Source organism: Brevundimonas sp. (assembly GCF_036676055.1).
Lineage (GTDB): Bacteria > Pseudomonadota > Alphaproteobacteria > Caulobacterales > Caulobacteraceae > Brevundimonas.
The window spans coordinates 57,420-77,820 of sequence record NZ_JAKFDS010000004.1 but is presented as its reverse complement, the minus strand read 5'-3'; the positions used below and the strand labels follow the sequence as shown (position 1 = coordinate 77,820).

The 20,401-nt window shown below is 70.1% G+C and carries 18 protein-coding genes and 1 other RNA gene; 14 read left to right on the top strand and 5 right to left on the bottom strand.

The annotated features are described in order from the left end of the window. From rnpB to murG, 11 genes are all read left to right on the top strand, one after another. Positions 1-341, top strand: an RNA gene (rnpB, locus tag V6M45_RS00925) — RNase P RNA component class A; the annotation flags it as partial. Between the two features lie 315 nt (positions 342-656). Continuing rightward, on the top strand, positions 657-1,142 hold the full coding sequence (locus tag V6M45_RS00920) for a division/cell wall cluster transcriptional repressor MraZ (protein WP_324777316.1): 486 nt from the start codon (positions 657-659) through the stop codon (positions 1,140-1,142). Then, positions 1,139-2,089, top strand: a complete 951-nt coding sequence (gene rsmH / locus V6M45_RS00915; protein ID WP_332653342.1) for a 16S rRNA (cytosine(1402)-N(4))-methyltransferase RsmH — start codon at positions 1,139-1,141, stop codon at positions 2,087-2,089. The genes V6M45_RS00920 and rsmH overlap by 4 nt, the downstream gene beginning before the upstream one ends. Then, a complete protein-coding gene (ftsL, locus tag V6M45_RS00910) occupies positions 2,086-2,508 on the top strand; it encodes a cell division protein FtsL (protein WP_332653341.1) in 423 nt (140 codons plus the stop codon). The genes rsmH and ftsL overlap by 4 nt, the downstream gene beginning before the upstream one ends. Positions 2,509-2,600: 92 nt before the next feature. Next, entirely contained in the window at positions 2,601-4,247 is a 1,647-nt protein-coding gene (locus V6M45_RS00905) for a peptidoglycan D,D-transpeptidase FtsI family protein (RefSeq protein ID WP_442880513.1), read from the top strand. Continuing rightward, positions 4,244-5,704, top strand: coding sequence for a UDP-N-acetylmuramoyl-L-alanyl-D-glutamate--2,6-diaminopimelate ligase (locus tag V6M45_RS00900; RefSeq protein ID WP_332653339.1), 1,461 nt, complete (start codon positions 4,244-4,246; stop codon positions 5,702-5,704). Before V6M45_RS00905 ends, V6M45_RS00900 begins: the two co-directional genes overlap by 4 nt. Beyond that, positions 5,697-7,097 (top strand): UDP-N-acetylmuramoyl-tripeptide--D-alanyl-D-alanine ligase, encoded by a 1,401-nt coding sequence (locus tag V6M45_RS00895; protein WP_332653338.1) that lies wholly within the window; start codon positions 5,697-5,699, stop codon positions 7,095-7,097. The genes V6M45_RS00900 and V6M45_RS00895 overlap by 8 nt, the downstream gene beginning before the upstream one ends. Next, entirely contained in the window at positions 7,097-8,206 is a 1,110-nt protein-coding gene (gene mraY / locus V6M45_RS00890) for a phospho-N-acetylmuramoyl-pentapeptide-transferase (RefSeq protein ID WP_332653337.1), read from the top strand. Before V6M45_RS00895 ends, mraY begins: the two co-directional genes overlap by 1 nt. Positions 8,207-8,210: 4 nt before the next feature. Continuing rightward, complete coding sequence (murD, locus tag V6M45_RS00885; RefSeq protein ID WP_332653336.1) at positions 8,211-9,635, top strand: UDP-N-acetylmuramoyl-L-alanine--D-glutamate ligase; 1,425 nt, start codon at positions 8,211-8,213, stop codon at positions 9,633-9,635. Beyond that, the gene (gene ftsW, locus V6M45_RS00880) at positions 9,632-10,810 is read left to right on the top strand and encodes a putative lipid II flippase FtsW (protein ID WP_332653335.1); all 1,179 of its coding nucleotides are present in this window, start codon (positions 9,632-9,634) and stop codon (positions 10,808-10,810) included. The genes murD and ftsW overlap by 4 nt, the downstream gene beginning before the upstream one ends. Positions 10,811-10,819: 9 nt before the next feature. Next, the gene (gene murG, locus V6M45_RS00875) at positions 10,820-11,914 is read left to right on the top strand and encodes an undecaprenyldiphospho-muramoylpentapeptide beta-N-acetylglucosaminyltransferase (RefSeq protein WP_332653334.1); all 1,095 of its coding nucleotides are present in this window, start codon (positions 10,820-10,822) and stop codon (positions 11,912-11,914) included. Positions 11,915-11,916: 2 nt separating this feature from the next. On the opposite strand, the gene V6M45_RS00870 is transcribed toward murG, so the two are convergent. Then, positions 11,917-12,378 (bottom strand): hypothetical protein, encoded by a 462-nt coding sequence (locus V6M45_RS00870; protein WP_332653333.1) that lies wholly within the window; start codon positions 12,376-12,378, stop codon positions 11,917-11,919. Between the two features lie 137 nt (positions 12,379-12,515). Between V6M45_RS00870 and V6M45_RS00865 the strand changes: the two genes are divergently transcribed. The 3 genes from V6M45_RS00865 to V6M45_RS00855 are packed head-to-tail and all read left to right on the top strand — an operon-like array spanning position 12,516 to position 14,890. After that, a complete protein-coding gene (locus tag V6M45_RS00865; RefSeq protein WP_332653332.1) occupies positions 12,516-13,634 on the top strand; it encodes a mechanosensitive ion channel family protein in 1,119 nt (372 codons plus the stop codon). Positions 13,635-13,668: 34 nt separating this feature from the next. Next, positions 13,669-14,391, top strand: a complete 723-nt coding sequence (locus tag V6M45_RS00860) for a WecB/TagA/CpsF family glycosyltransferase (RefSeq protein WP_332653331.1) — start codon at positions 13,669-13,671, stop codon at positions 14,389-14,391. Between the two features lie 31 nt (positions 14,392-14,422). Further along, positions 14,423-14,890: a GNAT family N-acetyltransferase gene (locus tag V6M45_RS00855; RefSeq protein ID WP_332653330.1), complete on the top strand. Its 468-nt coding sequence runs from the start codon at positions 14,423-14,425 to the stop codon at positions 14,888-14,890. Here the strand turns inward: V6M45_RS00855 and smc are convergent. The 4 genes from smc to V6M45_RS00835 all read right to left on the bottom strand — a co-directional run bounded on the left by smc (position 14,887) and on the right by V6M45_RS00835 (position 20,380). Further along, complete coding sequence (smc, locus tag V6M45_RS00850; RefSeq protein WP_332653329.1) at positions 14,887-18,327, bottom strand: chromosome segregation protein SMC; 3,441 nt, start codon at positions 18,325-18,327, stop codon at positions 14,887-14,889. The genes V6M45_RS00855 and smc overlap by 4 nt on opposite strands. Positions 18,328-18,339: 12 nt before the next feature. Beyond that, positions 18,340-18,984 carry a thioredoxin domain-containing protein gene (locus V6M45_RS00845; RefSeq protein ID WP_332653327.1) on the bottom strand — a complete coding sequence of 215 codons (645 nt, stop codon included), beginning with the start codon at positions 18,982-18,984 and terminating at the stop codon, positions 18,340-18,342. A 7-nt stretch (positions 18,985-18,991) separates the two neighbouring features. After that, positions 18,992-19,642: a thioredoxin domain-containing protein gene (locus V6M45_RS00840; protein ID WP_332653325.1), complete on the bottom strand. Its 651-nt coding sequence runs from the start codon at positions 19,640-19,642 to the stop codon at positions 18,992-18,994. A gap of 171 nt (positions 19,643-19,813) precedes the next feature. Beyond that, on the bottom strand, positions 19,814-20,380 hold the full coding sequence (locus V6M45_RS00835) for a DUF721 domain-containing protein (RefSeq protein ID WP_332653323.1): 567 nt from the start codon (positions 20,378-20,380) through the stop codon (positions 19,814-19,816). Positions 20,381-20,401: the final 21 nt, after the last annotated feature.

The following is a 20,401-nucleotide window of genomic DNA, read 5'->3' as shown; positions in this document are numbered from 1 at the left end:
CGTCGAGGAAAGTCCGGGCTCCACGGTGAAAAGGCGGCGGGTAACTCCCGCCCGGGGCGACCCGAGGGATAGCGCCACAGAAAGCAAACCGCCTGCCCCTCGGGGCAGGGAAGGGTGAAAGGGTGGGGTAAGAGCCCACCGCGTGCCTGGCAACAGGGACGGCATGGCAAGCCCCGCCTGGAGCAAGACCGAATAGGGACGTCGCGCGGCCTCGGCCGCAGGGTTCACCGCCCGAGGCGTCCGGGTAGGTCGCGAGAACCGGTCAGCAATGGCCGGTCCAGAGGAATGATCGTCGCCGTCTTCGGACGGAACAGAACCCGGCTTACAGGCCGTCTGACCCTTATTTGGGGCGCTCCCCTTCGCGACGCGGTCGCTCACTGCCTGAGCGCCCCGTCGGAGGCGCGCACCTGCAGCCGCGCCGTTAACCTCTTGCGGCGCGGCCTTCATCCACAGCCTGTCTATACTTTGAATGTTCTGTGTATGTTCTGGTTTCTACAGCGTTCGATCCCAAGGCTGAGGTTAATGTCCGTCAACTAATCCCATTGAGACCCATTTCGTCCCATGCTATCCCATACGTCTGAGTTGGGGATGAGCGGGCGCGTGAATGCGCTCCAGACGCAGAGGGGCGGATCGAAGGGTCCGAGTTTGGGCAGGGCGTGTTTCTCTCGACCTATGAGAAACAACTGGATGGCAAGCGCCGCCTGCTGATTCCGCAGGAGTTCCGCACGGCCGACAATGGCGCCGAGCACGGCGTCTTCTGCTTCTTCTCGATTGAGTCCGATTGTCTCGAGGCCGGCGGCGACAAGCTGATGGCCGAATATGTCTCGATGATCGAGGAACTGCCGTTCGGCGACGACGTCCGCACGGCCCTGGAGGAGACCTTCTACGCCGGCCAGCGGCCTCTGGCCTACGACGGCGGCGGCCGTATCACCTTGCCGGAACACCTGTGTCAGGATGCCGGTCTGGGCGAGGATGTGGTTATCGTCGGCCTCGGGTCGCGCTTCCAGATCTGGGATCGCGCCCGCTGGAACGCGCGCCGCGACGAGCGTCGGGCGCTGGCCCGTCAGGCGGTCCGCGAACGCGGCGAGGCCGGGCGCAAGGCGCTGCTGGCAGGCCGTCGTCCGGGCGGGGAGGGCGCATGAGCCCGCACGCTCCCGTCCTGTTGGCCGAGGTGCTCGAGGCCTTGGCCCCGGGGACCGGCGATGTGATCATCGACGCCACCTTCGGCGCCGGCGGCTACACCCGCGCCATCCTTGCTACCGGCGCGACCGTCATCGCCCTCGACCGCGATCCGACGGTGCAGCCGCATGCGGACGCGGTCGCCAACGACTTTCCGGGCAAGTTCCGTCTGATCCGCACGCCGTTCTCGGGCCTGGCCGAAGCGTTCGCCGGGAGCGGCGAGGCGAAGCTGGACGGGGTGGTGTTCGACATCGGCGTGTCGTCGATGCAGCTGGACCAGGCCGAGCGCGGCTTCTCCTTCATGCGCGACGGGCCGCTGGACATGCGCATGTCCGACGAGGGTGAGACCGCCGCTGACATCGTCAACAGCTGGGACCACGGCCCTCTGGCTCATATCTTCAAGCTCTACGGCGACGAGCGCCAGTCGGGCCGCGTCGCCACCGCCATCCTGCGGCGTCGCGCCGAAAAGCCGTTCACCAGGACGCTGGACTTGGCCGAGGTGGTCGAAAAGGCCTTGGGCGGCCGCCGCGGCGCCCCTATCCATCCGGCCACCCGCGTGTTTCAGGCCCTGCGCATCGCCGTCAACGATGAGCTGGGCGAGCTGCGCGCCGGTCTGGAGGCGGCCGAGGCGACGCTGTCGCCCGGCGGTCGGCTGGCTGTGGTCACCTTCCATTCGCTGGAGGACCGCATCGTAAAGGCCTTCCTGACCGAGCGGACCGGCAACGCGCCCGGCGGCTCGCGTCATGCGCCGGTCGCGATCGATCCGCGCAAACCCAGCTTCTCCCTGCGCTTCAAGGGCGCCCGCGAGGCCGGTGAGGAAGAGCGCGCCGCCAATCCCCGTGCGCGCTCGGCCAAGCTGCGCGCCGCGGTGCGCACCGACGCGCCGGCTTGGGGGAGGATCGCGGCATGAGCGCGGCCCAGACCCTGAAGCGCGTGTTCGACCTGAAGGTCCGCGGCATCCGCTGGGTCGAGATCATCGGCCTGATGCTGGTGGCGGCGATGATCTTCTCCGTCTACCTCGCCAAGGCCGCGGCGGCCGACGAGAGCGCCCGCATCGCCAGTCTCGAGCGGCAAATCACCCAGAACGGCCAGCGCGTTCGCCTGCTGCGGGCCGAGGCGGCGCGTCTGGAGCAGCCCGGCCGGCTGGAGGCCCTGTCGCGCGGCGCGGGTCTTGGCCCTGTCGACGTGCATCGCCAAGCTACCGAGGCGAGCTTGCCCGACCTGGCCCCGATACCCGACCCCGAGCCGGTGGTCATCGTCGCCCCGACCGTTCCGACCGCGCCCGCCGACGCCGTCGCCCCGTCTCCTTCCGCGGAGGTCGCGCAGTGAGCGTGCACGACGATCCGCACGCGTGGAACCGTCCCGCCCCCGGACGCCCCGGCGGCGTCTCCCTGCCGTCGTGGCGCTGGCTGTCCGAAGCCATGTGGCGGATCGAGCATTCGTTCGGCCGCGCGCGCGCCGACGCCCGGCCCGAGGAAGACACCCGGGTCCGCATCTTCGTCATCCTGTCGCTGTTCTCGTTTGTTTTCGTCTGCCTGGCGCTGGGCGCCGCCAATGCGGCCCTGCTGGCGCCGAAGGGCGGCGTCGGGTCGATCAGTCATCCGAACGCAGTGTCGCGCGCCGACGTGGTCGATCGCAACGGCGCCCTGCTGGCCACCAATATCGTCCACTACGGACTGTATATCGATCCGTCGGAAGTGTGGGACCGTCAGGCCGCCGCGGCGCAGATCAAGCGCGTCCTGCCGCGCGTCTCGATATCCCGGCTGAATCGGGTGCTGTCCGGCGAGCGGCGGCTGATCGTGATGCCGGGACTGACCCCGGGCGAGAAGGCCGCCGTGCACGGCCTCGCCCTCGGCGGCGTCAGCTTCGAGCCTGAGGACCGGAGGGTCTATCCCCTGGGCGATTCCGCCACCCACTTGCTGGGCGCGGCGGACACGGGCGGGCAAGGCATCTCGGGCGCCGAACTGGCCTTCGACGCCGCCATTCGCGCGGCCGGCGCGCGCGGCGAGAGCTTCCCGCTATCGATCGACCTGCGCGTCCAGGGCGTGCTTGAGAACGAACTGGCGCTCGCCGTGGCGGAGAGCCAGGCCAAGGGCGCGGTCGGCATCATCGCCGACGTCCAGACCGGCGAAATCCTCGGCATGGCCAGCTGGCCGACCGGCGACCCGCTGAACCGCGCCACCTCGGCCCACTATGAGATGGGCTCGGTGTTCAAGACCTTCACCGTCGCGGCCGGCCTCGACACCGGCCGCGCCGACATGAACACCCTGTTCGACGCCTCCCAGGCCTTCATGATCGGCAACCGCCGCATCACGGATTTCCACGCCACCAATCAGGTGCTGACCTTGGAGGAGGTCTATCTACACTCGTCCAACATCGGCACCTCGCGCCTCGCGGTCGAGATGGGGCCGACGACGATGCGGGACTATTTCACCCGCTTCGGCCTGATGGACGCGGCGCCGATCGAACTGCACGAGTCGGCCCGGCCGCGGCGGCCGACCAAGTGGGACGACTCGACCCTGGCCTCGCTGTCGTTCGGCTACGGCATCATGATCACCCCGCTGCAGATGTCGGCGGCTATGGGGGCCCTGACCAATGGCGGGCGGTTTATCCCCCTGACCCTGCGCAAGGGCGGCCTTCCCAACGCGGAGGCCCGCCAGGTGGTCAGTCCGGAGACCTCCCTGACCCTGCTGGACCTGCTGCGGCGCAATGTGGTGCGCGGTTCGGGCGGGCGGGCCGAGGCGCCGGGCCTGCGGGTCGGCGGCAAGACGGGCTCGGCCAACAAGCTGGTCAACGGACGCTATGATCCGACCCATGCTGTCGGCACCTTCGCCGCCGTCTTCCCGGCCGACGGCCCGGTCAACGCCCGCCGATATTCGATCCTGATCCTGATCGACGAGCCGGGGACCTATCCGCGGACCGGCGGCTTCGTGGCCGCGCCGGCGGTGGGCCGCATCGCCGACCGCATCGCGCCTTTCCTGGGCGTCGAGCGCCGCGCCGACCAATACCGCACGGCCCTGGGCGAGAAGATCCCCGCCTTCGAGGATGTCGAGGGGGACGGGCGATGAGCCCCGCCTCGATCAAACTGTCGGATCTGCTGCGCCGCGACGTGCCGGCCGATCCGGTGATCACCGGCGTCACCGCCGACAGCCGTAAGGTGGCGCCCGGGAGCCTGTTCGTGGCCCTGCCCGGCAGCGCCGCCGACGGACGCGCCTTCATCCCTCAGGCCCTGTCCCAAGGCGCCGCGGCCGTGCTGGCCCCGGCCGACACCGACGCGGCCCTGGCCCCGGTTCTGGTCACCTCGGGCGATGTGCGACGCAGCTACGCCATCGCCGCGCGCAGCTTCTACGGCACCCAGCCGGCCACCTGCGTGGCCATCACTGGCACCAACGGCAAGACCTCGGTGGCCGCCTTCTGCCGCCAGATCTGGGCCTCGCTCGGGCTGTCGGCCGCGAGCATGGGCACGCTTGGGGTTTTGAAACAGACAGGTAACGTTAATCAGGCGTTGACCGGTCCCGGCCTGACCAGCCCCGACGCCGCCGACGCGGCGCGGCTGCTGGCCGAACTGGCCGCGGGCGGGGTGACCCATCTGGCGCTCGAGGCCTCGTCACACGGCATTGAGCAGCGCCGGCTGGACGGGGTGTCGCTGAAGGCCGCGGCCTTCACCAACCTGACGCAGGATCACCTCGACTACCACGGCGACATGGAGAGCTACCGCGCCGCCAAGCTGCGCCTGTTCGACACCCTGCTGCCGCGCGGGCGGACGGCGGTGCTGAACGCCGACAGCGAAGCCTATTCCAGCTTCGCCGCCGCCTCGATCATGTCCGGCCTGGGCGTCATGGGCGTCGGGGAGCGGGGGCGCGACCTGAGCCTGGTGTCGCGCCGGGCCGTGCCCGAGGGTCAGCGGCTGACGCTGGACGTGCGCGGGACCCTGCACGAGGTGCTGTTGCCGCTGGCCGGAGCCTTCCAGGCGTCCAACGCCCTCGTCGCCGCGGGCCTGTGCATCGCCGCCGGCGAGACGCCCGAACGGGTGCTGGCCGGTCTGGAGCAAATCACGGGCGCCCAGGGCAGGCTGCAGCGCATCCCAGGGGCCGGGCGCGGCGAGGTCTACGTCGACTACGCCCACACGCCGGACGGGCTGGAGACGGTGCTGAAGGCGCTGCGACCGCACGCGACCGGGCGGCTGATCGTGGTCTTCGGCGCCGGCGGCGACCGCGACCGGGCCAAGCGGCCCCTGATGGGCGAGATCGCGGGGCGGCTGGCGGACGTCGCCATCGTCACCGACGACAATCCGCGCTCGGAAGACCCCGCCGCCATTCGCCGGGCGGTGCGCGAGGGCTGTCCGGACGCGCAGGAGATCGGCGACCGCCGCGCCGCCATCCGCCACGCCATCGAACAGATGCGCGACGGGGATGTGGTGGTGATCGCCGGAAAAGGGCATGAGCAGGGACAGATCGTCGGCGGAACGACCCATCCGTTCGACGACGCCACCGAAGCCGCTGAAGCCCTGCGAATCCATGCCTGAACCTGCTCCCCTCTGGACCTCCGCCGAAATCGAGGCCGCGACGGGCGGACGTCTGTCCGGCGCCCCGTTCGAGGCCGTGGGGATCACTTACAACAGCCGCGAGATCGTGCCGGGCGATCTGTTCCTGGCGCTGAAGGGCGCGCGCGACGGGCATGACTTCGCCGCCTCGGCCTTCGCCGCGGGCGCGGCCGGGGCGATCACCGAACACCCTGTCGAAGGCGGACCCTCCGTCGTCGTGGCCGACACCCTGCGCGCGCTGGAAGCCCTCGGCGTCGCCTCGCGCGAGCGCAGTCCGCAGGTGCGCCGGGGCGCCGTCACCGGCTCGGTCGGCAAGACCAGCGTCACCCAGGCCATCAAGGCCGGCCTCGACCTGGCCGGCCCGGCCCACGCCTCGATCAAGAGCTACAACAACCACATCGGCGTGCCGCTGACCCTGGCCAGAATGCCCCGCTCGACCGCCCGCGCGGTGTTCGAGATCGGCATGAACGCGCCGGGCGAGATCGCACCCCTGTCGAAGATGGTGCGGCCGCACGCGGCCTGCGTCACCACCGTCGGCCCGGTCCATATCGAGGCCTTCGCCGAGGGTGAGGCGGGCGTGGCGAAGGAAAAGGCGGCGATTTTCGAGGGCTTGGCTCCCGACGGGGTGGCGGTCCTCAACGGCGAGGTCGGTTTCGCCACGGTGCTGGACGCCGCGGCGCGCAAGGCCGGCGCGCGGCTGGCCGTCTTCGGCACCTCCGCGGGGCATGACGCCCGGCTGCTGGATTTCGAGCCCGGCTCCGGCGGCGCGCGGGTCAAGGCCGAGTTCTACGGCAAGCCTCTGGACTTCACCCTGCGCCAGTCCGGCTTCCACTGGGGCCTGAACAGCCTCTGCGTGCTGCTGATGCTGGATGCGCTGGGTGTGCCGCTGGAGACCGGTCTGGCCGCCTTGGCGGATTTCCAGCCTTTGGCCGGCCGGGGCCAGACCACTGTGGTCAAGGCGCCCGGCGGGGCCTTCACCCTGATCGACGAGAGCTACAACGCCAATCCGCTGTCGATGGCGGCCGGCTTCCGGAGCCTTGGTGCCAAGCCGGTGGGCGTGGGCGCGCGCCGGGTCGTCGTCCTGACCGACATGCTGGAGCTGGGCGACCAGTCCCGCAGCCTGCACGAGGGACTGGCCGGGCCGATCGCCGCCGCCGGCCTCGACCTCGTCCACGCCGCCGGGCCGGAGATGAAGCGCCTGCACGACGCCCTGCCGCCGGCCCACCGCGGGTTGTGGCGCGAAACGGCGGCCGAACTCGCCGCCGAAGCCGCCGAGCTCGTCGCGCCGGGCGATATCGTCATGGTCAAGGGATCGAACGGCTCGAAGGCGTCGCTGGTCGCCAAGGCTCTTGCTGCTCTGGGAGGGGCCGCCTGATGTTTTACCTTCTCTATCTCCACTACGCCGACATCGCGCAGGACTATCCGCTGCTCAATCTGGTCCAGTACCAGACGGTGCGCGTCGCCTTCGCCATGGCCACGGCCATGATCGTCGCGGTGGCCATGGGCAGCCGGTTCATCGCCTGGATGCGGGTCAAACAGGGCAAGGGCCAGCCGATCCGGTCGGACGGCCCCGTCTCGCACCTGTCCAAGGTCGGCACCCCGACCATGGGCGGGCTGATGATCCTGGCCGGCATCGCGGTGGCCGTCCTGCTGTGGGGCGACCTGACCAACCCCTACATCTGGATCGTGTCGTTCGTGACCGCCGCTTTCGGCGTGCTGGGCTTCATCGACGACTACGCCAAGGTGTCGAAACAGACCTCGGCCGGCCTGACCTCGAAACAGAAACTGGTCGCCCAGGTCGCCGTTTCCCTCATCGCGGGGGTGATGACAGTGCTGTGGATGACGGCCTCGCCGACCACGCCCAATCTCGAGACCTCGATCGCCTTCCCGTTTTTCAAGGCGGTGCTGCTGAACGTCGGCTGGTTCTATGTCGTGTTCGCGGCCTTCACCATGGTGGGCTTCTCCAATGCGGTGAACCTGACCGACGGGCTGGACGGCCTGGCCATCGTGCCGGTGATGATGGCGGCGGCGGCCTTCGGTCTCATCACCTACCTGGTCGGCAACTTCATCTTCTCGAACTATCTGGGCGTCCACCATGTGCCGGGCGCGGGCGAGCTGGCGATCTTCTGCGCCGCCATCATCGGCGGGGGCGTAGGCTTCCTCTGGTACAACGCCCCGCCGGCCAAGATCTTCATGGGCGACACCGGCTCGCTGGCCCTCGGCGGCGCGCTCGGCGCCATCGCCGTGGCCACCAAACACGAGCTGGTGCTGGGCATCGTCGGCGGCCTGTTCGTGATCGAGGCGGCTTCGGTGATGATCCAGGTCGCCTACTTCAAGGCCACCAGGAAGCGCATCTTCCTGATGGCCCCGATCCACCACCATTTCGAGAAGATGGGCTGGCCGGAATCGACCGTCGTGATCCGCTTCTGGATCGTCTCGGCCATGCTGGCCCTGGCCGGCCTTGCCACCCTGAAGCTGCGATAGGGCGATGATCCCTGTCCCCGGCTTCGAAGGACGGCGGATCGCGGTCTTCGGCCTCGGCAGGTCGGGACTGACGGCCGCGCGCGCCCTGAAGGCCGGCGGGGCCTTGCCGGTGCTGTGGGACGACAGCGTCTCCAGCCGCATGCAGGCCGAGGCCGAGGGGTTCACGGTCGAAGACCTGACATCGGCGGACTGGTCGGGTTTCGCGGCGCTGGTGTTGTCCCCGGGCGCGCCCCTGACCCATCCGAAGCCGCACTGGACGGTCGGCAAGGCCCGGGACGCCGGGATCGAAATCCTCGGCGACATCGAGCTGTTCGCCCGCGTCGCCGCGGCCCTGCCGGAGGGAGACCGGCCGAAGATCGTGGCCATCACCGGCACCAACGGCAAGTCCACCACCACCGCCCTGATCGGCTGGGTGCTGAAGCAGGCGGGCATGACGGTTCATGTCGGCGGCAACATCGGCATCGGCGTGCTGGCGCTTCCGGCGCCGACGCCCGGCGCGAACTATGTGATCGAGGTGTCGAGTTACCAGCTGGACCTGACGACGACCTTCGCCCCGGACGTGGCCATCCTGACCAACCTCAGCCCGGATCACCTCGACCGCCATGGCGGCATGGAGGGCTACGCCGCCGCCAAGATGCGGATCTTCCAGTCGCAGGGTCCCGGAGCGATGGCATTGGTCGGCATCGACGACCCCTTCGGGCTCAACATCGCCGAAGACCTGGTCGGGCGGGAAGATCGCCTGATCCTGATCACGACTCACAAGCACCATCACTGGGACGACTGGCGGGTCGGGTTCGAGAAGGCCGGCGCCGTCACCGCGATAGACGGCGTCTTGGCCAGTCGTGGCGAATATATCTGCGACCTGTCGCGCGCACGCTCGCTTCCGGGCCGCCACAACGCCCAGAATGCTGCTTTCGCCTATGCCGCCGCCCGCGCCCTCGGCGTTTCCCGGGATGCGGCGATCCAAGGCCTCCTCACCTTCCCCGGCCTCGCCCACCGGATGGAGCACGTCGGAACGCTCGGCCGGGTGCGTTTCATCAATGACTCAAAGGCGACCAACGCCGACGCCGCGCGGCAGGCCCTGTCGTCCTATGAGCGCAGCTACTGGATCGTCGGCGGCCGGGCCAAGGCGGGCGGCATCGATGACCTCGAGGACCTGTTCCCCCGGGTGGCCGAGGCCTTCCTGATTGGCGAGGCGGCGGGGCCGTTCGCCGCGCGCCTGGGCGACACGCCGCACAGGATCAGCGGCGACATGGCCGGCGCCGTGAAGGCCGCCGCCGAGGCCGCCGCCGCCACGGGACGGGACGAGGTGGTGCTGCTGTCGCCCGCCGCCGCCAGCTTCGACCAGTATCCCGACTTCGAGGCGCGCGGAGAGGCCTTCCGCGCCGCCGTCCTCGCTCTCGGCGCCACCCCGGCGAACGCGTCATGACCGACAGCTACAGCCCCGCCTTTTCCCGCAACGACCAGAGCCCGATCGCCAAATGGTTCTGGACGGTCGACCGCGGCCTGCTGGCGGCGGCGCTGACGCTGATGGCGCTGGGCGTGGCCCTGAGCTTCGCCTCCAGCCCGGCGGCCATCAATGCCGACCAGTCGATCTCGGACCCCTTCCACTATTCGTGGCGGATGCTGGTCTGGGCTTCGATGGCGCTGGTGATGATGCTGGCCAGCTCGCTGCTGTCCCCCCGGGGGGTCAGGCGCATCGCGGTGCTGGCCCTGCTTGGGGCCATCGTCGCCATGATGGCCCTGCCGTTCATCGGCGATGAGGTGAAGGGGGCCGCCCGCTGGATCAACCTCGGGCCCTTCAGTCTGCAGCCGTCGGAGTTCGCCAAGCCCGGCCTGATCGTTTTCGCCGCCTGGATGTTCGCCGAGGCGCAGAAAGGGCAGGGGGTGCCGGGCGTCAGCATCGCCTTCGGATTCTGGGCGCTGACCGTCGGCCTGCTGCTGATCCAGCCGGACATCGGCCAGACGCTGCTGGTCACCACCACCTTCATGGCCGTCTTCTTCATGGCGGGCGTGCCGCTAAAATGGGTGGCGGTGATCGCCGCCGCCGGCATGGCCGGGCTGGTTTCGCTGTATTTCGCCTTCGGCCACATGCGCGACCGCCTCAGCCGCTTCCTTTCGCCCGAGAACACCGACACCCACCAGATCGACCGCGCCTCCGAGGCCATCCGCGCCGGCGGCCTGGTCGGACGCGGGGTGGGCGAAGGGGTGATGAAACGCCACGTCCCCGACCTGCACACCGACTTCATCTATTCCGTCGGGGCCGAGGAGTTCGGCCTGATCCTGTCGCTGGCCATGATCGGCCTCTACGCCTTCATCGTCGTGCGCGGCATGAAGCGGGCGATGAAGCTGAACGACCCCTACGAGCAGACCGCCGCCGCCGGCCTGTTCATGCTGATCGGCCTTCAGGCCTGCATCAATATCGCGGTCAACCTGAACCTGATCCCGACCAAGGGGATGACCCTGCCCTTCATCAGCTACGGCGGATCGTCGATGCTGGCCATGGGGCTGACCATGGGGCTCGCCCTGGCCCTGACCCGCCGCCGTCCGGGCGCCTATGAGCCGGGCGCCAGCCTGCCGCAGCGGCGGCGAATCCTTCCCTAGGAGCGCGCCATGTCCAAAGTCTGTGTCGTCGCCGCCGGGGGCACCGGCGGGCACATGTTCCCCGCCGAGGCCCTGGCCCGGGAACTGGCCTCGCGCGGCTGGCGTATCGTTCTGGCCACCGATCATCGTGGCGAGCAGTACGCCCACGCCTTCCCGGCCGAGGAGCGGATCGCGCTGGACGCCGCCACCGGGCGCGGCCCGATCGGGCTGGCAAGGGCCGGGCTGACTATCGTGCGCGGCGTGACCCAGGCCCGCCGGGCGCTGAAGCGGCTGGACGCGGCAGTGGTGGTCGGTTTCGGCGGCTACCCTTCCGCGCCGGCCCTGCTGGCGGCGTTGAGCCAGGGCTGCCCGACCCTGCTGCACGAGCAGAACGCAGTGCTGGGCCGCACCAACCGCTGGCTCGCTCCCTACGTCGGGGCGGTCGCCTCGTCCTTTCCCAACTTGCAGAAGGTCCCACAGGGCGTCGGGGCCCGCGTGACCCTGATCGGCAATCCGGTCCGCCCCGACATCCGCGCCCTGTACGACCGGCCGTTCAAGGCCCCGGCGTCCGGCGAACCGATCCGCGTCCTCGTCACCGGCGGCAGCCAAGGCGCACGCATCCTGTCCGAAACCGCGCCGCGGGCGCTGGCGGCCCTGCCGGAGGCGATCCGGTCGCGGCTGAAGGTGCAGCAGCAGTCGCGGCCCGAGACGCTGGAAGCGGCGCGCCAGATCTATCTGGACGCGGCTATCGACGCCGAGGTCGCCCCCTTCTTCCGCGACATGGCGCAGCGGCTATCGGCGGCGCATCTGGTCATCGGTCGGGCCGGGGCCTCGACCTGTTCCGAACTGGCCGTCGCCGGCCTGCCGTCGCTGCTGATCCCTCTGAAGATCGCCATGGACAATCACCAGACCTTCAACGCCGCCGCCCTCGCCGATGCGGGGGGCGCCGAGGTGATGCGCGAGGACGATGTTACCGTCGACCGACTGACGGCTCGCCTGGCGGCCATCCTGGGCGACCCGGCGCGGCTGGAGGCCATGAGCCGGGGCGCCCGGGCGGCGGCCCTGCCCGACGCGACCGGCTCGCTGGCTGACATGGTCGAGGCGGCGGCCCGCCCTGCCGTCTGAACTTATCGTCGCGCCGCTGGCGCGGGGTTGGCGAACAGGGCATTGGCGGCGGCGCGCGCGGCGGCGGCGTTGGCGACCGGCATGGTGCGGGCCCGCTCGGCCGGAGCGCAGGCGGCTTCCAAGGTGATCGCGCCCGGCGAGCCTGCGGGCGGCGCTGATCGATCGGCGGGCCCCCCGTCGGTCTTCAGGTGGGTGTCGCCCGTATAGAGGACGGTGTGGACGGTCCGCGCCGTCCGTGCGGCGCAGTCGATCTCCCACTCCAGCGCCAGGGTGTCGGCGCCGCTGGGAATGGCGTCCTTCAGGAACAGCCAGGTCCAGGTTCGCCTCAACGCGCCGTCGTCGGTCGGCGCGGTCATGTAGCCGGCGACCGCCGGGGCGGCGAACACCTGTCGCATCGGACCGTCCAGCCCCGCCACGGCCTCCTGCGCTGGAGCCGGCGTCGCGGCAAACAGGAGCGCACTCACGGCTGCAATCTTAAGTACTGTATTCACGGAACAATCCCTCCGATTCCCGACGCACTATCCGCGGAAAGCGCCGTTATGCAAACCTCAGTCGCCAATTTGATTATGGTCAGGACGGCCCGTCGCGCCTGATAGGATCCATGCCCCCCTTCGTCACCGACATGACCCGTGAAATCTTCCGCCTCTGGCGCGAGTTCTGGTGGCTGCCGGAATGGGCGGTGGTGGCCATCCTTGTGGTCGGCTTCGTCTTCGCGGGATGGGCGGCGAACCAGATCATTTTCGCCCTGCTCAAGCTGGCGGTGCGGAAACGCGACGTGTTCTGGCGCGGGGTGGTGGGGCGCGCGCGCCTGAAGGTTCGGATCGCGGTCATGATCGTCGCCTTGGCCTTGGCCGTCACAGTTTCGCCGCTCGACCCCGCGCCCTCGGAGTTCATCCGGCAGGCGCTGGTCTTCCTGTTGATCCTGACCCTCGGCTGGATGCTGATCGGCGCCTCTGACATGTGGGCGATCGTCTATCTGCGCCGCTTCAACATGGAGGCGGAAGACAACCTGGTCGCCCGCAAACACATCACCCAGACGCGCATCCTGCAGCGGGTGGCGGCGTTGCTGATCGCCGTGATCACCCTCGGGCTGGCGCTGCTGACCATTGCGGAAGTGCGGCAGTGGGGCATGAGCCTGCTGGCCTCGGCCGGCGTCGTCGGCATCATCGCCGGTTTCGCCCTGCAGCCCTTGCTGACCAATATGATCGCCGGCGTGCAGATCGCCACCGACCAGCCAATCCGGCTGGACGACGCCGTCATCGTCGAGGGCGAGTGGGGCGTGATCGAGGAGATCACCTCGACCTATGTGGTGGTCAAGCTGTGGGACTGGCGGCGGATGATTCTGCCGCTGACCTATTTCATCCAGAAGCCGTTCCAGAACTGGACGCGAGAGACGGCGCGGCTGATCGGCACGGCCTTTCTGTATGTCGACTACGCCGCCCCGATGGAGCGGCTGCGGGCCGAGCTTGAGCGCATATGCCGCGACAGCCCGCTGTGGGACGGCGATGTGGTCAGCCTGCAGGTCACAGACATCACCGACCGGGTCGTCCAGGTGCGCTGCCTGGCGAGCGCCCGTAATGCCCCGGCGGCCTTCGACCTGCGCTGCGAAATCCGCGAAAAGATGCTGGCCTTCATGCGGGACGAATGCCCTGAGGCCCTGCCGCGGGACCGGCAGCTCAACGCCTCGCTCGAACCGGCCCGATCGTCGGACAGATCGTAACCGGGTGTTGACGGGCCGCGTCTAGGCTGCCGCCATGACGCGCTTCATGACGCTCGACTTCGCCGACGGCGATCGCCCGGCCCTGCTGGCTCGCGTGGCGGCGATGGCGCGCGGGCCCTACGGCTACGTGGTTACGCCCAACGTCGATCATGTCATCAAGCTGATGGACGGTCGTGTCGAGGCCGCGGTCTATGAGGGCGCAGACCTCAAGATCTGCGACAGCCGCATCCTCGCCCATCTGGCGCGGCTGCGCGGCAAGGCGCTGGCGGTTTATCCCGGCTCGGACATGACCGCCGATCTGCTGGCCTCGGACCACGATCTGACCATCGGGGTGTTCGGCCCCGACCGCGCCGCCTTCGACGATCTCACGGCCCGCTTTCCGCGCCGACGCTTCACCTTCATCGACGCCCCGATGGGCCTGACGCCCGGAACCGGCGTCTGGGTCTCGGCCGTGGATGAGGCGGCCCGGGCCGAGTGGGATGTGCTGCTGGCCTGCGTCTCCTTCCCGAAACAGGAGCGCTTCGCCCACGCCCTGCGCGCCGCAGGCCGCAAGACCGGCGCGGCCCTGTGCGTCGGCGCCTCCGTCGACTTCCTGACCGGCCGCCAGCAGCGTGCGCCACGCCTGTATCAGGCCCTGTCGCTGGAATGGCTGCACCGGCTGATGACCCAGCCCCGCCGCATGTTCCGCCGCTACGTCATCGAGGGCCCCGCAATCTTCGGCCTGTTCGTCCGGCACGAGGTGCTGGGGCAGGGTTGAAAGCGGCGCGGGTCCGCCTCAAGCTTGGCCGATGTCCTTCGACCGCCTCGACTTCCGCACCTCTCACCCTCTGTCCGTGGATGACCCCGTCGTTCGCCGGCCGCTGCTGCTGGAAGGCGAAGCCCTGCATCGTCAGCTGCGTCCCGCGCTGGACGCCGACTATCCGGCCCAGATCGAGCGGATGTTCGCCGAGGGCGCGCGTCTGGTTCAGCTGGTCGACGAGGACGAGGTGCGGGCCATCGGCCTGTGGCGGGTTTTCGAGACGACCTATTGCGGTCGCCGTCTCGAGATCGAGGATCTGGTTTCCAGCGAGGCCCACCGGTCGCGCGGCTATGGCGCGACCCTGCTGAGCTGGTTCGACGCCCGAGCCCTGGCGCTCGGCTGCCCGACCACCACCCTGCACTCCGCCGTACACCGCGACCGCGCCCACCGCTTCTATTTCCGCGAGGGCTTCCACATCATGGGCTTCCACTTCAGCCGCAAGTCGGGCGCCGCCTAGGCCGCCACGATCTCTTCGGCCTGGCTCAGGTCGACGCTGACCAGCTGGCTCACCCCCCGTTCCGGCATGGTGACGCCGTACAGCCGGTCCATCCGGCTCATGGTCACCGGGTTATGGGTGATGACAATGAAGCGGGTGTCGGTACGCTTTCGCATCTCATCCAGCATGCGGCAGAAACGGTCGACGTTGGCGTCGTCCAGCGGCGCGTCGACCTCGTCGAGCACACAGACCGGCGCCGGATTGGCGAGGAAGACGGCGAAGATCAGCGCCGCCGCCGTCAGCGCCTGCTCGCCGCCCGACATCAGGCTCATCACCGACAGACGCTTGCCGGGCGGGCAGGCGTAGATCTCGAGGCCCGCCTCCAGCGGATCATCGCTCTCGACCAGCTTCAGCTCCGCCTGGCCGCCGCCGAAGAGCGCCTCGAACAGGGTCTTGAAGTTGTCGTTGATGATGTCGAACGCCGCCAGCAGCCGCTCGCGGCCTTCCGCGTTCAGTTCGTCGATGCCGTCCCTAAGCCGGGCGATGGCGTTCGTCAGGTCGGAGCGCTCGACCTTCATGGTCTGCAGCCGGTCGCCGTACTCATTGGCCTCTTCCTCGGCCAGCAGATTGACCGCGCCCAGCGCCTCGCGTTCGCGCTCCAGACCGTACAGCAGGCTCTCGGCGCCGGCGGCGTCAGGCGGGCGGGCGATGGCGTCGTCGGTCAGCTTCTGGCCCAGCTCCTCCGGCGACATCTGGGCCGTCTCGCGGAGATTGGCCTCGGTCTCCGCCATCTTCTCGGTCGCCGCCTCCGCCCTCGCCGCCAGTCCGGCCCGGGCCTCGCGCGCCGAAGAGGCCGCCGCCTCCGCCGCCCGCGCGGCCCGGTCGGCCTCGGCCGCCTGACCCTCGGCCATCGCCAGGGCGTCGGCCGCCGCTTTGCGCCGGGTCTCGGCAGCCGTCAGGGCGTCCAGCAGCGATGACCGCTGGGCCGCCAGCTGCTCCGGCGCGTCCGAGGCCGCCTTCAGCCGCGCGGCCGTCTTCTCCGCGTCCTTCCCCAGCGCCCCGATCCGCGCCTTCGAGTCCTTCGCCCGTGCGGTCCAGCCGTCGCGTTCCCGATTCAACCCGTCCAGTCGAACCTGCCGTCCGGCGACCTCCCGAGCCTCGGCGTCGCGCTCCACCCGGGCCGTCGCCGCCCCGCCGCGCGCTGCGTCCGCCGCCGACCGCGCCGCCGTCAGTTCGGCGCGCAGGGCCTCAAGCGTCTCGGACGGCGCCTCGACCCCTTCGGCTTCGGTCAGCGCCTCCCGCGCCGCCTCGACCTCGGCTGTCAGTCGCGCCAGACTTTCGTCCAGCGCCTGGGCCCGGGCCTCCCGGCGCGCCTGCTCACGACCCAGGGCCTCGACCTCGTCGCGCGCCGCCGTCACGGCCTTGTCCAGCGGGAAGGGCGCGGCGCGCGCGGCCTTCACGGCCTCTTCCGAGGCGCGGAAGGCCTCGGTCGCCGCCTTCAGTGCGGCCTGCGCCGCCTCCAGCGCCGGCTTGCCCTCGTCGATCTCCGCTTCCAGCTCCGCCAGCCGGGTTCGCTGGGCCAGCCGCACCGCCGCCGGGCGCGGGGCCTCGGCCCTTTGCACAAAACCGTCCCAGCGCCACAGGTCGCCTTCCCGGGTGACCAGCCTCGCCCCGACGGGCAATGCGCCCGCCAAGGCCTCGATCCCGCTGCGTCCCGCCACGCCGCACAGCGCCAGACGGGCTTCCAGCTGTTCGGGGGCCGAGACATGGTCGATCAGCGGCTCCACTCCGTCCGGCCATGACGGAGAGGGGACCTTCGCCCCCGACCAGTAGGCCGCCGCCCGGGCGTCAAGCGCCGCGTCCAGATCGTCGCCCAGCGCCGCTGCCAGCGCGGCCTCATAGCCCTTTTCGGCCTGGACCCGGTCCAGCGCCGGCGGATGCTCGCGCTTGCCTTGCACCAGCAACTGGGCGAGGCCGCGCGCTTCCGTCTGGAGCCGGCCCAGCCGATCCTCGGCCAACCGCGCCGCCTGCCGCGCCTCTTGCTCGGCGCGGGCCGTGTCGCCGCGCTCCGTCTCCGCCGCCTCGACGCCCGCTCGCGCCGCCGCCAGCTGCGCCTCCGCCTGGTTCAGCGCCGCCTTCGCGGCCTCGATTTCCGGCGATTCCAGCGGCCCCAGGGCGTCGCGCTCCCCTTTCGCGGAGGAGAGCTGCGCCTCCGCCCGGGCGACCCGCGCCTCGGCGTCGCGTTTGCGGGCGGTCTCGGCGGAAACCCGCGCCTCTACGGCGGCCACCGCTCCGGCGACCCGTTCAACTTCGGCGTCGGCCGCCTTGCGGGCGTCCTCTGCGGCGGCCAAAGCCGTCTCCAGCTCCGGTCCGCGCGCGGGGGCGGCGGCCATTTCGGCCTGTACGGCCTCCAGCGCCTCGCCCAGCCGCGTGAGCTCGCTTTCGGCGTCCCCGGCCATGGCGATCTCGCGTTCGATGTCGGCGGCGATGCGCGCGGCCTCGGCCGTCAGTCGCTCGACCTCGGCCCGCGCCGCCTGCTCCGCCATGTCCAGCCGATCGCGTTCCAGCGAGGCGCGGTGCAGCAAGGCCCCGGCCACGGCGTCTTCCTCGCGCGCGGGTTTGAGCGCGTCCTGGGCGTTCAATGAGGCCGTCTGGGCCCGACCGGAGGCGGTCGTCGCCTCCAGCACCGCCCGGTCGGCCTCGGCCAACTCCTTCGCCGCCGCCGCCGCCGCCGCCCGGGCGTCGTTCCAGCGCACGAACAGCAGGGCCGCCTGCAGGGCGCGGATCTCGGCCGAGATTTTCTTGTACTTCTCTGCCTGCCGCGCCTCGCGCTTCAGCCGCGTCAGCGTCGTCTCCAGCTCGCGGCCGATGTCGTCCAGCCGCTCCAGATTGGTCTCGGCCGCCTTTAGCCTCAGTTCGGCCTCGTGCCGCCGGGTGTGCAGGCCGGCGACGCCGCCCGCCTCCTCGAGGATGCGGCGGCGGTTCTGGGGCTTGGCGGCGATCAGCTCGCTGATCTGTCCCTGACGGACGAGGGCCGGGGAGTTGGCGCCGGTCGAGGCGTCGGCGAACAGCAGCTGCACGTCCCGCGCCCGCACCTCCTTGCCGTTGATCCGGTAGGTCGAGCCCTGGCCCCGGTCGATGCGGCGCGAGACCTCGATGATAGCGCTGTCGGTGAAGGGCTGCGGCGCCCTGCGCTGGGCGTTGTCGATGGTCAGCGAGACTTCGGCGTGACTTCGCGGCGGGCGGTTGGCGGCGCCGGCGAAGATGACGTCGTCCATGCCCTGACCCCGCATGGCCTTGGCCGAATTCGCCCCCATGACCCAGCGGAGGCTCTCCAGCACATTGGACTTGCCGCAGCCGTTGGGGCCGACCACGCCGGTCAGGCCCGGCTCGATATGCACCTCGGCGGGATCGACGAAGGACTTGAAACCGACGAGCCGAAGGCGCTGAAACTGCATCCTGCTAGCAGGTCACCGGCCGTCGAGCAGCGGCTGGATCAAGGGTTCGAAAGCGTCCACGCCACGCGAGGTCATGATCGCTTCATCCGGCACCCTCTCACCGTTGACGAGGAAGCTGGGCGTGCTGTTGACGCCATCCGCGTTTGATTGCCGGGCCCGGGCGTCGATCTCCATGAACGAGGCCTCGCTTGAAAAACAGGCGTTCATCTGGTCGCGGGTCAAACCGCCCGCGGCGCCGGCGGCGGCCAGCCACCGAACCACGGTTTCCTGCGCCGGCGGGCCGGGTACGGCGTGAAGCTGGGCCTGGCTGCGGAACAGCGTATCCAGAACCACGTCGTATTTTTCCTCGGGGGCGCAGCGAGCCATGACCGCCCCGGCGACTGCGATCTGCTGCGGCGGAGTCGGCAGGTCGCGGAAGGCCACCCGGACCTTGCCGGTGTCGACCCACCGCGCCTTGAACGCCGGGAAATCATTGGTGTGCCAATCGGCGCAGTGGCCGCAGGTCGTCGACAGGTAAACGGTCAGCGTCACCGGGGCGGCGGGAGAACCCACCGTCCGGTCGCCCGGGCGCACCGGCTCGACGGTCTGGGCGAGCGCAGTCGCCGGCGCGGCGATCACGACCAGAAGCGTCAGCAGGAATCGTGAAAGCCGCGCCACTGGACGATCAGCTCTTGGCCAGTTCGGCGTCGATCGCCTTGGACAGGTCGGCCATGCTCGGGCCCGAGGGGGAGCCCGGCGTAATCACCTTGGTCCCGTTGACGATGAAGGTCGGCGTGCTGTCGACCCCGGCGGCGCGGGCCGCCTCGGCGCGCTTCTCGGCGGCGGCCATGGCGGCCTCGTCGGTGATGCACTGCTGGACCCGCTCATTGCTCAGGCCGGCGCCGTTGCCGACCCGGAACAGGGTCGACCGCGGATCGGTCACGAACTCCTCGCGGCTCGCCAGCAGTTCATGGATGACGTCGAAATACTTGTCGCTGCCGGCGCAGCGGGCGACCAGGAAGCCGGCCACGGCGATCTCGGCCGGCGGCGTCGGAATCTCGCGGAACACGTAGCGGACCTTGTTGGTGTCTACATAGGCGGCCTTGAACGCCTCCCAGTTCTCCTTCTGCCAAGCTTCGCAGACATGGCAGGTCACCGAGGCGTATTCGACCACCGTGACCTTCGCGCCCTCGGCCGCGCCCAAGGCCATATCGCCTTCCGCCGGCGCCCCGGCCCCGCCGCTGTTGCAGCCGGCCAAGGCGACCATGGCGGTCAAGGCGGCGGCGGTCATAGCCGCACGGCGGCTCATGGCGGCGTATCGGGTCGTGGCGCTCATGGGGTCGTCCTCACTGGCACGGGGATGTGGGAGCATCGCGCGATTCCCCGAAAATGCGCGCGTCTGGATCTCCGGCGACAGGCCGGTTCTGGCCAGTCTATCGCTCAACAGCCGATCTAGCCAAGGGAGACCGGCGGCGCCAGCGGGTCATGTGTCGAACAACGCCGCCGCCTAGTCGCGGGCCCGGTCGCGGCCCTTCTGCGGATCGCCCAGCACCGCGCGTCCCAGCCGCTCCAGCGGGCCCTTCAGCGGATCGGGGGCCTCGGCCACGGAGGCCTTCAGTTCGGCCTCCTGATGCGCGGGCAGGGGACGTTGGATGGTGCGGGCGTGGACCGGAGGCGGCAGGCCAGTCGGCGGCTTCACGGGGCCTTGGGCGATCCTCAACTTCTCGACGCTGCCGGCCCCGAGAAACAGATTGACCCGCTGCAGGATTTCCTCGGACTGGTGCTGCACCAGCAGGGCCGCGGGGCCAGCGACGCGCAGCTCCAGCGTCCCGCCCGCGCCGCCGCGGCCCTTGCTAAGCTTCTGGGGTCGCGTGACACGGGCGATCCGTTCCCCGACGATTTCCGTCCAGCGGGGCTCCAGCGCCGAGGCGCCCCGGCCGAATTTCGCATCCAGCTCCCGGATCAGCCCCTGCAGCGCCCGACCGGCCTTGGGCGCCGGGCGCGGAGCCGGGCGCGTGCGCCGTCGCGACAGGATTTCGCGGGCTTCGGCGTCGGTGGGCAGCGTGCGGCGCATTTCCGGTTTATAGCGCGGGGA

Bases quoted from the DNA above. Each gene is read 5' to 3' on its own strand.
- V6M45_RS00835 (WP_332653323.1), bottom strand. From the start codon at position 20,380: ATGCGCCGCACGCTGCCCACCGACGCCGAAGCCCGCGAAATCCTGTCG.
- ftsW (WP_332653335.1), top strand. From the start codon at position 9,632: ATGACCGACAGCTACAGCCCCGCCTTTTCCCGCAACGACCAGAGCCCG.
- V6M45_RS00905 (WP_442880513.1), top strand. From the start codon at position 2,601: ATGTGGCGGATCGAGCATTCGTTCGGCCGCGCGCGCGCCGACGCCCGG.
- ftsL (WP_332653341.1), top strand. From the start codon at position 2,086: ATGAGCGCGGCCCAGACCCTGAAGCGCGTGTTCGACCTGAAGGTCCGC.
- mraY (WP_332653337.1), top strand. From the start codon at position 7,097: ATGTTTTACCTTCTCTATCTCCACTACGCCGACATCGCGCAGGACTAT.
- V6M45_RS00895 (WP_332653338.1), top strand. From the start codon at position 5,697: ATGCCTGAACCTGCTCCCCTCTGGACCTCCGCCGAAATCGAGGCCGCG.
- smc (WP_332653329.1), bottom strand. From the start codon at position 18,327: ATGCAGTTTCAGCGCCTTCGGCTCGTCGGTTTCAAGTCCTTCGTCGAT.
- V6M45_RS00865 (WP_332653332.1), top strand. From the start codon at position 12,516: ATGCCCCCCTTCGTCACCGACATGACCCGTGAAATCTTCCGCCTCTGG.
- rsmH (WP_332653342.1), top strand. From the start codon at position 1,139: ATGAGCCCGCACGCTCCCGTCCTGTTGGCCGAGGTGCTCGAGGCCTTG.
- V6M45_RS00840 (WP_332653325.1), bottom strand. From the start codon at position 19,642: ATGAGCGCCACGACCCGATACGCCGCCATGAGCCGCCGTGCGGCTATG.
- V6M45_RS00860 (WP_332653331.1), top strand. From the start codon at position 13,669: ATGACGCGCTTCATGACGCTCGACTTCGCCGACGGCGATCGCCCGGCC.
- murG (WP_332653334.1), top strand. From the start codon at position 10,820: ATGTCCAAAGTCTGTGTCGTCGCCGCCGGGGGCACCGGCGGGCACATG.
- V6M45_RS00855 (WP_332653330.1), top strand. From the start codon at position 14,423: ATGTCCTTCGACCGCCTCGACTTCCGCACCTCTCACCCTCTGTCCGTG.
- murD (WP_332653336.1), top strand. From the start codon at position 8,211: ATGATCCCTGTCCCCGGCTTCGAAGGACGGCGGATCGCGGTCTTCGGC.
- V6M45_RS00900 (WP_332653339.1), top strand. From the start codon at position 4,244: ATGAGCCCCGCCTCGATCAAACTGTCGGATCTGCTGCGCCGCGACGTG.